Source organism: Neisseria sp. HMSC064D07 (assembly GCF_001837185.1).
In the GTDB taxonomy this organism is placed as follows: Bacteria; Pseudomonadota; Gammaproteobacteria; order Burkholderiales; family Neisseriaceae; genus Neisseria; species Neisseria flavescens_C.
Genome location: NZ_KV831707.1, coordinates 164,588 through 177,337, shown reverse-complemented (window position 1 = coordinate 177,337; position 12,750 = coordinate 164,588). Strand labels below are relative to the sequence as shown.

8 protein-coding genes and 1 pseudogene are annotated in these 12,750 nt (G+C 48.1%); 4 read left to right on the top strand and 5 right to left on the bottom strand.

From position 1 onward, the window contains the following. Positions 1–1,014 (bottom strand): annotated as a pseudogene (locus HMPREF2608_RS10330) (hypothetical protein); the annotation flags it as partial. A gap of 175 nt (positions 1,015–1,189) precedes the next feature. Here HMPREF2608_RS10330 and HMPREF2608_RS10325 point away from each other — a divergent pair. Beyond that, positions 1,190–1,795 carry a CoA pyrophosphatase gene (locus HMPREF2608_RS10325; RefSeq protein WP_070826959.1) on the top strand — a complete coding sequence of 202 codons (606 nt, stop codon included), beginning with the start codon at positions 1,190–1,192 and terminating at the stop codon, positions 1,793–1,795. Positions 1,796–1,847: 52 nt separating this feature from the next. On the opposite strand, the gene cysG is transcribed toward HMPREF2608_RS10325, so the two are convergent. Next, entirely contained in the window at positions 1,848–3,245 is a 1,398-nt protein-coding gene (gene cysG / locus HMPREF2608_RS10320; RefSeq protein ID WP_070826958.1) for a siroheme synthase CysG, read from the bottom strand. Positions 3,246–3,539: 294 nt separating this feature from the next. Between cysG and aroA the strand changes: the two genes are divergently transcribed. Both aroA and recA read left to right on the top strand, forming a co-directional pair. Then, on the top strand, positions 3,540–4,832 hold the full coding sequence (gene aroA, locus HMPREF2608_RS10315; RefSeq protein ID WP_070826957.1) for a 3-phosphoshikimate 1-carboxyvinyltransferase: 1,293 nt from the start codon (positions 3,540–3,542) through the stop codon (positions 4,830–4,832). A gap of 147 nt (positions 4,833–4,979) precedes the next feature. Then, complete coding sequence (recA, locus tag HMPREF2608_RS10310) at positions 4,980–6,026, top strand: recombinase RecA (RefSeq protein ID WP_003680794.1); 1,047 nt, start codon at positions 4,980–4,982, stop codon at positions 6,024–6,026. 96 nt (positions 6,027–6,122) lie between these two features. Here recA and fghA read toward each other — a convergent pair whose 3' ends face one another. Next, the gene (fghA, locus tag HMPREF2608_RS10305; RefSeq protein ID WP_070826956.1) at positions 6,123–6,971 is read right to left on the bottom strand and encodes an S-formylglutathione hydrolase; all 849 of its coding nucleotides are present in this window, start codon (positions 6,969–6,971) and stop codon (positions 6,123–6,125) included. A 496-nt stretch (positions 6,972–7,467) separates the two neighbouring features. On the opposite strand from fghA, the gene HMPREF2608_RS10300 reads away from it, so the two are divergent. Further along, positions 7,468–9,180, top strand: coding sequence for a proline--tRNA ligase (locus tag HMPREF2608_RS10300; protein ID WP_070827043.1), 1,713 nt, complete (start codon positions 7,468–7,470; stop codon positions 9,178–9,180). 65 nt (positions 9,181–9,245) lie between these two features. Here the strand turns inward: HMPREF2608_RS10300 and pflA are convergent, their stop codons facing one another. Both pflA and pflB read right to left on the bottom strand, forming a co-directional pair. Continuing rightward, positions 9,246–10,052 (bottom strand): pyruvate formate lyase 1-activating protein, encoded by an 807-nt coding sequence (gene pflA / locus HMPREF2608_RS10295; RefSeq protein ID WP_070827042.1) that lies wholly within the window; start codon positions 10,050–10,052, stop codon positions 9,246–9,248. A gap of 138 nt (positions 10,053–10,190) precedes the next feature. Continuing rightward, positions 10,191–12,476, bottom strand: coding sequence for a formate C-acetyltransferase (gene pflB, locus HMPREF2608_RS10290; protein WP_070826955.1), 2,286 nt, complete (start codon positions 12,474–12,476; stop codon positions 10,191–10,193). Positions 12,477–12,750 lie beyond the last annotated feature (274 nt).

The following is a 12,750-nucleotide window of genomic DNA, read 5'->3' as shown; positions in this document are numbered from 1 at the left end:
GGCTTTATAAGCCTTTTCCAGATAGCTGTTTACCGCAGAAATATTTTCCGTCTTGCTGGCGGACAATAAGGCGGCCTGAATATACAAATCAGGGTTAGGATTTTCTTCCAACAAAGTCTGCAAACGCTTAAAAGCCTTATCATTTTGGCCATGGGCGATCAAATTGGCGATATCCAATTCCTGCCAAATCGGAGATAAGGTTTTGGTGTCTGTCTCTTTGAAAAAGCCGTCCAGAATATCAGGATGCCGTTGCGCTATCAGACGCAGGGTAACAAAAGTCGGCGGCAGAATTTCGTTGTCCAACTTGGCCAAGCGTTGCAATGCGGCAATGGCATGTTTCTTTTGACCGTCTTTTGCACTAAAAATTGCATCCGCAATCGCCGCTTCAGGGAAGTCTTTATAATTTAATGCCGTTTTATGCACCTGTTTGACCGCATCACTAGTCAGATTCGACTGTTGGGCTGCGGTTTGTGCCAAAAGCAGGAACACGCGCTTTTGCTCATCTTCGCTACCGCCGGCAATCACCTTATCCAATCCGCTCAAATTTTTATCGGCTTTGCCCAGCAGCAAATTGCGCAACCAAGTCATACGCTTTTGTGTTTCACCAGGCTCCGGCTCGATTTCTCGCCATTTTTGATAAATGGCTTCAGCCTGTTCAAAGGCATTTAAAGAAACCGCCATCTCCAAAGCGCGTTCGGCCACTTCGGGAGATTTGGTGCGATGCAACGTCAAAATATAAGTAAACAGTGCAGAAGCCGCATCGCCCTTTTGCAGGGCTAGTTCTGAATTTAACAAAGTAAAAACCTGCGAGGTACGGTTTTGTATGCCCAACAGACGTATCCGTTCCTGTTCGCGCTCTTCAGGAGAAAAACGGTCGGCGCGGCTTTTCTTTTTGATAATCTTAGCCGATTCAAAAACAGCCTTTGAATCGCCGGGCGCGGCAAAAGTTTGTGTAGCAAACAACATCATGACAGCCGCAGCTGCTACTCGAATACGGGATGGGGAAAACAACATAACTATCCTTTTTGAGATCCTGCCGGCATTTTCAGACGGCCTAAGCACTTGCAGAACAGATGCAAAGCTTTATTTATCATTCAGGCATAACTGTAACACACGCACCCTATTTTGTTGACACGGTAACCGTAAACCTTGTGTAATCCTCATCTGCATAAAACAATCAGCATCAAAGATGAATACCGACCACCTTATCCATTTCCTCACTCAAGCTTCACACTTCAGCAGCCGCATGCAAGCAGAGCGAAATCAATTAGTTACCGCTGAAACGGTCAAAGAAGCAGCCGTTTTGGTCGGCATTGTCTTGCATGAAGGAATGTGGCAAATCTTACTGACCAAAAGGGCCGAGACCTTAAGACAGCACACAGGGCAAATTGCCTTTGCCGGCGGTCGCAAAGATGCCCAAGACGACAGCCTAACGGCAACAGCGTTAAGAGAGGCTTATGAAGAAACCGCCATTCCGATTACCGCATGGCAAACTTTTGCGCCGCTACCCTTTTATGACACGCCTTCCGGCTACCGTGTTACGCCTGTTCCGGCAATTTGCACCCAGCCCGTCAACCCCAAAGCCAATCCCGACGAAGTAGCTGAAATTTTTTATCTGCCTTTGGATTGTGCCTTAAACCTGCAAAACTACACATTCCGTCAACTTCATCATAACAATCAAACCCTCGCCCTCCCCGCCCTGCCTTTCCAACGCTACGACATCTGGGGGCTGACCGCAATCATTCTATATGGACTGGCAGAACGTTATCAGCAATATTGCCAAGCTTTTAAATAAGGCAAGGCCGTCTGAAACCAATATTCAGACGGCCTGATTTAATCCATTCTCTTTACGCGGCTTCTTCGAAATATTCGATACCTTCTCCGAACCATTTCATCTCATTGCGCAGGGCGACCACTTCGCCAATTACCATTAAAGCCGGACGCTCCGCTTCGGCGGCCAACAAACCCAAATCTTTCAGACGGCCTGTCCGCACGGTTTGATGCGGTAAAGTCCCATTGGAAATCACGGCGACAGGTGTAGAAGGCTGCCTGCCATAAGCCATCAGTTTTTCCGCAATCTCGGTCGCTTTAAGCGTCCCCATATAAATCACCAATGTTTGGCGGCTTAAAGCCAAAGTCTGCCAATCGGGCTGGCTGCCCTCATGTTTGCTGTGGCCGGTCACAAATAAAGCACTTTGTGCGCAATCACGATGGGTTAACGGAATACCGGCATAAGCAGTGGCACCAAGCGCAGCAGTAATGCCCGGCACAATGCGGTAGGCAATTCCGGCCTGATACAGGGTTTGCACTTCCTCCCCACCGCGCCCGAAAACAAAAGGATCGCCGCCTTTCAACCTCACCACGCGCTCGCCTTTTTGAGCGTGTTCAACCAATAGACGATTGGTTTCTTCCTGCTGGACATGGTGCGCACCGGCGCGTTTGCCCACGCTGATTTTCACCGCATCTTTACGCACCATCGCCAAAATCTCATCCGACACCAAAGCATCGTAAAACACCGTATCCGCAGCCTGAATCGCCTGCAAAGCATGTATGGTCAGCAAGCCCGGATCGCCCGGCCCTGCGCCCACCAAAACCACTTCGCCGCCAAACGGCGTTTCCCGGTTTAACTGCGTGATCAATTCGCGTTCCGCCGCCTCGATATTGTTTTGAGCCGCAAAAATACCAAAACGGCTGTCAAACAACTTTTCCCAAAAATAACGGCGTTGTTCGACATTATTCAGCGTTTGCTTAACCTTTTCGCGCCATTTGCCGGCAATACGCGCCATCGTGCCCGTATGCAGCGGAATCAATGTCTCGATAATCTGCCGCCATTTCCGCGCCAATACAGGCGCAGTACCGCCACTGGATATGGCGATCTTCAACGGCCCCCTATCCACCACGGCAGGCACGATAAACGAACACAAGTCCGCCGTATCCACCGTATTGCACAATTTCGCCCGTCGTTCCGCCGCTTCAAAAACACGGCGGTTAAACACACCGTCATCCGTCGCCGCAATAACGAAATACACCTCGTCCAGCATGACTTCTTCAAACAAGCCGCCCAGCCAAACTATTTTCCCTTCATCCGCCCATTGCTGAAACTGAGGATTTAAAGTTTCCGCAACAACGCGCACGCGCGCTCCGGCAGACAACAGACTTTCCGCCTTGCGCTCGGCAACCTTGCCCGCACCTGCCAGCAAAACAGGGCGGTTTTTCAAATTGGCAAACAAAGGATAATGGCTCATGGTCGTGCTCTTGCTTTATCAATGATTGTCCGCCGATATTAAAGGCCGTCTGAAAAAATAGGAAAGAATGGTTTCTGATTTTCTTATGGTGTTTGGTTATATGTCTGCCACAACAAAATAAGTTATAGCGGCAAACACAAAACTGAAGCAGAAAATTTCAAAATAAATAATTGGAAAATAGTGTAACGATATAAAAATTCATTTTTTTCACAAATAAATTGCGCCCTCTTCATTTTTCAGACGGCCTTTGCCTGCGTATAATATCGTTTTGTCTACAATTTGAAATCCTAACCAATGACCGAATCCATCCGCCTGCCCGCTTCCACACTCAAACCCTCCACCGTTGCCCTGCCCGGTTCCAAAAGCATCAGCAACCGCACGCTGCTCTTGGCGGCACTCTCCGACAACGTTTGCGAAATCCATTCTTTGCTCAAATCCGACGATACCGACCGAATGCTTGAAGCACTCGACAAACTCGGCGTGCAAATTGAATCTTTACCTGAAGGCCGTCTGAAAGTTCATGGCACCGGCGGCCGCTTTCCCAACCCAACCGCCGATTTGTTTTTAGGCAATGCCGGTACGGCATTCCGCCCGTTAACTGCCGCACTTGCCGTTTTGGGCGGCGACTATCATCTTCATGGCGTGCCGCGTATGCACGAACGCCCTATCGGCGATTTAGTGGACGCGCTGCGCATTGCCGGCGCAGACGTACAATATCTGGGCAATGAAAACTACCCTCCGCTTCAGATCGGCAAACGCCAAGACAACGGCGAGCGCGTTATTCCGATTAAAGGCAATGTTTCCAGCCAATTCCTGACCGCCCTGCTGATGGCTTTACCCTTGACCGGACAAGCTTTTGAAATCCACATGGTAGGCGAGTTGATTTCCAAACCTTATATCGACATCACGCTCAAGCTGATGGCGCAGTTTGGTGTAGACATCATCAATGAAGACTACCGTGTATTTAACATCCCGGCCGGAGCCAAATATCATGCGCCCGAACATTTATATGTAGAAGGCGATGCCTCCAGCGCGTCTTATTTCTTGGGCGCAGGCCTGATTGCGGGTACACCCATCCGCGTGACCGGTATCGGCGCACACAGCATTCAAGGCGACGTTGCCTTCGCACGCGAACTGGAGAAAATCGGTGCGGATGTTATTTGGGGCGAAAATTTTGTTGAGATTTCCCGCCCTGCCGAGCGCAAGATTCAGGCTTTTGATTTGGATGCCAACCATATTCCAGACGCAGCCATGACCTTGGCCATTGTTGCACTAGCTACCAAACAGCCCTGCACCCTGCGCAATATCGGCTCATGGCGCGTCAAAGAAACCGACCGTATCGCCGCCATGGCAACCGAACTGCGCAAACTGGGTGCAGAAGTCGTTGAAGAAGCCGAAGCCATCCATATTACGCCTCCCGAAACACTTACCCCCGATGCCGTCATCGATACTTACGACGACCACCGCATGGCCATGTGTTTCTCGCTGGTTTCGCTTTTGGGCGTTCCCGTCATCATCAACGACCCGAAATGTACGCATAAAACTTTCCCCGACTATTTCCAAGTTTTTGCATCATTAACCAACTGATTGATTATTCAAAGTTTCAGACGGCCTGTTGCATACAAAAAACACAGGCCGTCTGAAAAATAAAAATAAAACTATACTTTTTCTTAATTTATGCGATAATAGCTAAATAAATTCTTAGCGATTCATATTTCCTTTCGGAGAGAAAACATGTCAGACGAAAAAAGCAAAGCCTTAGCCGCCGCCCTTGCCCAAATCGAAAAAAACTTCGGCAAAGGCTCCATCATGAAAATGGACGGCAGCCAACAGGAAGAAAACCTTGATGTTATTTCCACCGGCTCCCTCGGCGTAGACTTGGCACTCGGCGTTGGCGGTCTGCCCCGCGGCCGTGTGGTTGAAATTTTCGGCCCGGAATCCTCCGGTAAAACCACACTCTGTCTCGAAGCCATTGCACAATGCCAAAAAAATGGCGGCATCTGCGCATTCATCGATGCCGAGCATGCTTTTGACCCGATTTACGCCCGCAAACTCGGCGTAAAAGTTGAAGAACTCTATCTCTCCCAACCGGATACCGGCGAACAAGCATTGGAAATCTGCGATACATTGGTACGCTCCGGCGGTATCGATATGGTCGTTGTCGACTCCGTAGCCGCACTTGTTCCTAAAGCCGAGATCGAAGGCGAAATGGGCGACAGCCACGTCGGCCTGCAAGCCCGCCTGATGAGCCAAGCCTTGCGCAAACTGACCGGCCACATCAAACGCACCAATACATTGGTTGTTTTCATTAACCAAATCCGTATGAAAATCGGCGTGATGTTCGGCAGCCCTGAAACCACAACCGGAGGTAACGCGCTCAAATTCTACGCCTCCGTCCGCCTCGATATCCGCCGTACCGGTCAGATTAAAAAAGGCGATGACGTGATTGGTAACGAAACCAAAGTCAAAGTCATCAAAAACAAAGTTGCGCCTCCGTTCCGTCAAGCCGAATTCGATATTCTTTACGGCGAAGGCATCAGCTGGGAAGGCGAATTGATTGATCTGGGCGTCAAACATGACATCGTTGAAAAATCCGGTGCATGGTACAGCTACAACGGTGCAAAAATCGGCCAAGGTAAAGACAATGTACGCGTTTGGTTGAAAGAAAATCCTGATATCGCCAACGAAATCGATGCCAAAATCCGTGCGGCAGTCGGTATCAATGTCGATATCACCGAAGGCAAATTGGACGATACCGACGGCGAACGTCCTGAGGAATAAGTCTGTTTGAAATTAAAGGTCGAAAAAGACCAAATAAAAGGCCGTCTGAAATCCGACCATTAATCGGATTTCAGACGGCCTTTTATTCAATACTGCTTAAAGTCCTAATGCCTGAGCGTGAAACTCAATATGCGAATCGATAAAGCTGGCAATAAAGAAATAGTCATGCCCATAGCCCAGGCGTACTTTATATTGGATATTGAAACCTTTTTCGCGTGCTGAGCGGACAAACACTTCCGGTTGCAGGACTTCAGGATACAAAGCATCTTCACTGCCGACATCAATCAAAACAGGCAATTTATGCGATGCCGTCTGAATCAGCTCGGTACTGTCATAGTGTTTCCATGTTTCTACGTTTTGCCCCAAATAAGCTGAAAATGCCTGCCTGCCGCCTTCCGTATCGATAGGATGACATAAAGGCGCAAAGGCTGAAACCGCAGCATATCGGCCGGGATGGTTCAAAGCCAAATGCAGTGCGCCATGCCCGCCCATGCTGAAACCTGCAATGCTGCGCTCCTGCGTTACCGGGAAATGATGCTCGATCAAATCAGGCAATTCTTGGCTGATATAGCTTTCCATTTGGTAATGCTGCGCCCAAGGTGCTTCAGTTGCATTGACATAAAATCCGGCACCCTGTCCAAGATAATGTTCCTCACTGTCGGCAACATGCTGACCGCGTGGCGAGGTATCCGGAAAAGCCACAATAATATTCCATTGTGCCGCAAAACGTTGGATTCCGCTTTGCCGAACCAATTCAGAACCATCACTATTTAAGCCGGAAAGAAAATATAAAACAGGCGCGGGATAGCCTTTTAAGACTTGTGGCGGCAGATAAACATCAAATACCATATCCGTCCGGCAGGTTTGAGAAAAGTGGCGGTACCGTTCCTGATGCCCGTTAAACATCTTTCTGCATTCCAGCAAATGCAATTCTGAATTTTTCATTTTATTCCTTGTAGGGAAGCAACAATAAGCAGAATGTTAGCGCAAAACCTGCCCATCGTGTTGTTACCCCATCCTTTTAAGTCAACCCAATCTGCTTTAAACAAGGCTTGCCAATCATGCGAAATCATTACGCCGACAGCATTTAAAATCTATACACAATCTCTGTGGATAAATCTGTTGATAAGCTTTGGGTAATCGTAAAATTTTCTTTAGGAACAAACCAAGTCTTAAATTGACTAAAATTTAATCAAATAAAATATAATAAAATCAAGTAGTTATATTTATAAGATTTTACTATAATCATACAGTGAAAATTTATAGGTAAAACAAGGTTATGCGGCTTTGTGCATAAATTAGGGTTGACATCCCTAAAAATCGCCCCGAATCAAAAGCTGCGTAAAACAACGGTCGATTTCATCAGATGCCATTCAAAAGACACGCGGCCATACATTTTGCGTTACAATACGCACTTATTTTTAAGAAAGAAAAATACGCCATGAAAGCCTCCCAGTTCTTCATTTCTACCCTTAAAGAAGCCCCTGCCGAAGCCGCACTTGCCAGCCACAAGCTGATGATTCGTGCCGGCCTGATCAAAGCCAACGCATCCGGTCTTTATACTTGGATGCCGATGGGTCTGCGTGTATTGCGCAAAGTTGAAAATATCGTGCGTGAAGAAATGGCTCGCGCGGGTAGCGTGGAGCTGCTGATGCCGGTGGTACAACCTGCCGAACTGTGGCAGGAATCCGGCCGCTGGGAGTTTTATGGTAAAGAACTGCTGCGTCTGAAAGACCGTCATGACCGTGATTTCTGTATGGGTCCGACTTGTGAAGAAGTGATTGCCGACATCGTGCGCAAAGAAGTCAACAGCTACAAACAACTGCCAAAAAACTTTTACCACATCCAAACCAAATTCCGCGATGAAGTACGTCCGCGCTTCGGTGTGATGCGTGCGCGCGAGTTCGTCATGAAAGATGCTTATTCCTTCCATGCCGACTATGCCTCGCTTCAGACGACCTATCAAGATATGTACGACGCTTATTGCCGTATCTTCACCCGTTTGGGTTTGGAATTCCGTCCTGTTGCTGCGGATACCGGCAGCATCGGCGGTACCGGCTCTCACGAATTCCAAGTATTGGCTGAAAGCGGCGAAGACGTTATTGCATATAGCGACACTTCTGATTACGCCGCCAATATCGAGCTGGCGCCTACCTTGCCGCTCAAAGGCGAACGCGCTGTCGCTCAGGCTGAATTGACCAAAGTACATACACCAAACGTCAAAACCATTGAGTCTTTGGTTGAATTCCTGAATATTCCGGTTGAACAAACCCTCAAATCCATTGTGGTTGAAGGCGAAAACGAAGGCGAACTCGTCCTGCTGCTGTTGCGTGGCGACCATGAGTTTAACGACATCAAGGCAGAAAAACTGGTCGGCGTGAAATCGCCACTGACCATGGCAAGCCCTGCAGCGATTGTTAAACAGTTCGGCGCAAACGGCGGCTCTCTCGGCCCTGTTAACTTCAAAGGTAAAGTCTATGCCGATTTTGCAACCGAAAAAGGTGCAGACTGGGTTATCGGCGCGAACGAAGACGACTACCACTATACCGGCTTCAACTTCGGCCGAGATGCTGCCGAGCCTGAATTTGTCGATTTGCGCAATGTCATCGAAGGCGATATCAGCCCTGACGAACAAGGCCGTCTGAAACTGGCGCGCGGTATTGAAGTCGGCCACGTTTTCCAATTGCGCGACAAATATACCCAAGCCATGAATGTCAGCTTCTTGGACAATAACGGCAAATCCCAAATCATGGAAATGGGCTGCTACGGTATCGGTATTACCCGCGTTGTTGCCGCCGCCATCGAGCAAAACAATGATGAAAAAGGCATTGTTTGGACCAAAGCAATGGCGCCGTTTGAAGTCGTTATCGTGCCGATGAACTACAAAAAATCAGAAACCGTACGCGAAGCCGCCGACAAAATCTATGCCGAGCTTTTGGCTGCCGGTGCAGATGTATTGTTGGATGACCGCGACGAACGTGCAGGCGTATTGCTGAATGACTCCGAGCTGTTGGGTATTCCTCACCGCATTGTAATCGGCGATCGCGCCTTAAAAGAAGGCAATGTTGAATATGCCGAGCGCCGTGACAATCAGGCTCAAGCCGTTGCAGTATCAGAAGTTGTTGCCAAGGTTTTGGCCGCATTGAACGCTTAAGTTTTTTCAATTATGAAAAGGCCGTCTGAAACCGATCATCTCATTTCAGACGGCCTTTTTCTGTTTTAATAAATAATGTTTTTTCCGTAGCTCTCTAATATTTCTTTGATTTTCAAAATGGTTTCTTTAGGCGGCGGATGTACGCCTTTTAATTTGTATTCGTCGCCGCACAAAGCCCATTTGTGTGCGCCCAATTCGTGATACGGCAAAAGCTCGACCATTTCGACATTATCCATATCACCGATAAACTCGCCCAATAAATGTGCTGAACGCTCATCATCGGTATAACCAGGAACAACCACATAACGAATCCGCGTCGGCTGATTGCGTTCGGCAAGATAACGCGCAAATTTCAGCGTTTTGGTATTTGGAATACCGACAAGCACTTTATGAATTTCAGGATCGATTTGTTTTAAGTCGAGCATGACCAAATTGGTATGATCTAGCAAATCATCCAAAATCGAATCATAGTGCAAAGCATAGCCATTACTGTCGAGACAGGTATGGATATCGTGTTCCCGGCAGGCCGTAAACCAATCGCGTACAAACTCATATTGCAATAACGGCTCGCCGCCGGTTGCCGTTACACCTCCGCCTGTCGCACGCAGATAATGACGATAGGTCATGACCTGCTTCATCACGGTTGCCACATCCAATTCCTGCGCCTGCTCGGTATGCAAATCCCAAGTATCGCGATTATGACAATACAGGCAGCGCATCAGGCAACCTTGCAAAAAGAGCACGTAGCGCAAACCCGGACCATCGACAGCACCGCAAGATTCAATCGAATGAATAATACCTTTGCCGTTATAGTGACGGTGGCCAAGGTCTTTCAGTTCCGGCTCGGGGGTAATGGCAAAAGTCGTGGACATAGTGTTCGGCTCAAAAATGTTTTTGCTTATATGGATTGTACGATAATAAAGGCCGTCTGAACATTTCAGACGGCCTTGGAGCTTTGTTTCAAAACAAACCAAATGCAAATTTAGCTTCTGGTTTGTTTCGCCACCCGATTACATGGTTTCTGTGAATGTACGGGTAATCACGTCAAGCTGTTGTTCGCGGGTCAGCGAGTTGAAGCGAACCGCATAACCGGAAACACGAATGGTCAACTGCGGATATTTCTCCGGATTGTGCATCGCATCTTCCAAAGTCTCGCGATTCAATACGTTGACGTTCAAGTGTTGGCCGCCTTCCAAAATACCGTCTTCATGGTGGAAATAACCGTCCATCAAACCGGCAAGGTTGCGTTCGCGAGAATGCTCGTCTTTACCCAACGCGCCAGGAATAATGGAGAAGGTATAGGAAATACCGTCTTTAGCAAACTCAAATGGCAGTTTGGCTACGGAAGTCAATGAAGCGACTGCACCGTTGACATCACGACCGTGCATCGGGTTTGCACCCGGACCAAACGGAGCGCCAGCGCGGCGGCCATCTGGAGTATTACCGGTTTTCTTACCGTAAACAACGTTGGAAGTAATGGTCAGTACGGACTGAGTTGGAGTAGCGTTACGGTAAGTTTTGTGGGTCGCCACTTTTTTCATGAAACGTTCAACCAAATCGCAGGCGATGTCGTCCACGCGGTCGTCGTTGTTACCGAATTGTGGGTATTCGCCTTCGATTTCGAAGTCAACGGCAATGCCGTTTTCGTCGCGAATCGGTTTTACTTTGGCGTATTTAATGGCAGACAAAGAGTCGGCAGCCACAGACAGACCGGCGATACCGCATGCCATCGTACGTTTCACGTCACGATCATGCAGCGCCATCAACGCGGCTTCGTAGCTGTATTTGTCGTGCATGTAGTGAATAATGTTCAGCGCGGTAACGTATTGGGTTGCCAACCAATCCATGAATTTGTCCATGCGCTCAAAGACAGTGTCGTAGTCCAAAACTTCGTCCATAATCGGCTCGGTTTTCGGACCAACTTGCTCTTTAGATTTTTCATCCACGCCGCCGTTGATTGCGTACAGCAGAGTTTTAGCCAAGTTAGCACGTGCGCCGAAGAACTGCATTTGTTTGCCGACCACCATCGGGCTGACGCAGCAGGCAATGGCGTAGTCGTCGCTATTGAAGTCAGGGCGCATCAAATCGTCGTTTTCGTATTGGATGGACGAAGTATCGATGGATACTTTGGCGCAGAATTCTTTAAAGCCTTGCGGCAGTTGTTCTGACCACAATACAGTGATGTTTGGCTCAGGAGACGGGCCCATGTTGTACAGGGTGTGCAGCACACGGAAGTTGGTGCGTGTTACCAAGGTACGGCCGTCCAAGCCCATGCCGCCGATAGATTCGGTTGCCCAAATCGGGTCGCCGGAGAAGAGTTGATCGTATTCCGGAGTGCGCAGGAAACGAACCATACGCAGTTTCATCACCAAGTGGTCAATAAATTCTTGCGCTTGGGTTTCGGTAATCACACCGTTTTTCAGGTCGCGTTCGATGTAGATATCCAAGAATGAAGATACACGGCCGAAGGACATCGCTGCGCCGTTTTGAGATTTAACGGCAGCGAGGTAGGCGAAGTAAGTCCATTGGATCGCTTCTTGTGCATTTTTTGCAGGGCCGGAAATATCGTAGCCGTAAGAAGCCGCCATTTCTTTCATTTGGTTCAATGCTTTATATTGCTCATTGATTTCTTCGCGGCGGCGGATCACTTCTTCCAAGTCCACACCGTTTTCCAAATCGGCTTGCAGTGAGTTGAACTGGTTGAGTTTGTCTTTCATCAAGAAGTCGATACCGTACAATGCCACACGACGGTAGTCGCCGATAATACGGCCGCGGCCATAAGCATCCGGCAGACCGGTAATCACGCCTGATTTACGGCAACGGCGGATGTCGGGTGTATAAACGTCAAACACGCCTTGGTTATGGGTTTTGCGGTATTTGGTGAAAATTTCGCTAACTTCGGGATTTAATTCAACGTTGTACACTTTGCACGCATCTTGTACCATTTTCAAACCGCCAAACGGCATGATAGAGCGTTTCAAAGGCTCGTCTGTTTGCAGGCCGACGATGGTTTCCAAATCTTTGTTGATGTAGCCCGGAGCGTGGCTGGTAATACCGGATATGATTTGCGCGTCGATTTTGTACGGCTCGTGCGTACGGTTTTCTACTTTAATTCCTTCCAATACGTCCGTCCACAGTTTGGTTGTGGCTTCGGTTGCAGGTGCCAAGAAAGAAGCATCGCCTTCATAAGGCGTGTAGTTTTTCTGAATAAAATCGCGAACATCTACGTTGATTTCCCAGTTACCGCCAGTAAAACCTTCCCAAGCGGTTGGACGTTGCTGAACATCATTTGACATATCAAGCTCCTAATTTTATTGAAAATATAGACCGTAAATTTTCTGAAAGGATAGCACTAATACCCTTCCATTTACAGGGGTTTTCTTGAAATAAAATTACAGACTAGCCTTTTCTTGACTTACATCAATGAGAATAATTGTTACTTAGCACTACATCTCGGTTTCCAAACACTTACGTTAAAAAACGGCGTAGAATACGAAATTCAGCCCTGAAGACAGACATCCTTCAGGGCTGAATTTTTATTGTATTTCATATCAAAGGCCGTCTGAAACA

What these genes read in the sequence shown, in the direction of transcription:
- cysG (WP_070826958.1), bottom strand. Translation starts at nt 3,245, where the DNA reads ATGAGCCATTATCCTTTGTTTGCCAATTTGAAAAACCGCCCTGTTTTG.
- aroA (WP_070826957.1), top strand. Translation starts at nt 3,540, where the DNA reads ATGACCGAATCCATCCGCCTGCCCGCTTCCACACTCAAACCCTCCACC.
- HMPREF2608_RS10325 (WP_070826959.1), top strand. Translation starts at nt 1,190, where the DNA reads ATGAATACCGACCACCTTATCCATTTCCTCACTCAAGCTTCACACTTC.
- HMPREF2608_RS10300 (WP_070827043.1), top strand. Translation starts at nt 7,468, where the DNA reads ATGAAAGCCTCCCAGTTCTTCATTTCTACCCTTAAAGAAGCCCCTGCC.
- recA (WP_003680794.1), top strand. Translation starts at nt 4,980, where the DNA reads ATGTCAGACGAAAAAAGCAAAGCCTTAGCCGCCGCCCTTGCCCAAATC.
- pflA (WP_070827042.1), bottom strand. Translation starts at nt 10,052, where the DNA reads ATGTCCACGACTTTTGCCATTACCCCCGAGCCGGAACTGAAAGACCTT.
- pflB (WP_070826955.1), bottom strand. Translation starts at nt 12,476, where the DNA reads ATGTCAAATGATGTTCAGCAACGTCCAACCGCTTGGGAAGGTTTTACT.
- fghA (WP_070826956.1), bottom strand. Translation starts at nt 6,971, where the DNA reads ATGAAAAATTCAGAATTGCATTTGCTGGAATGCAGAAAGATGTTTAAC.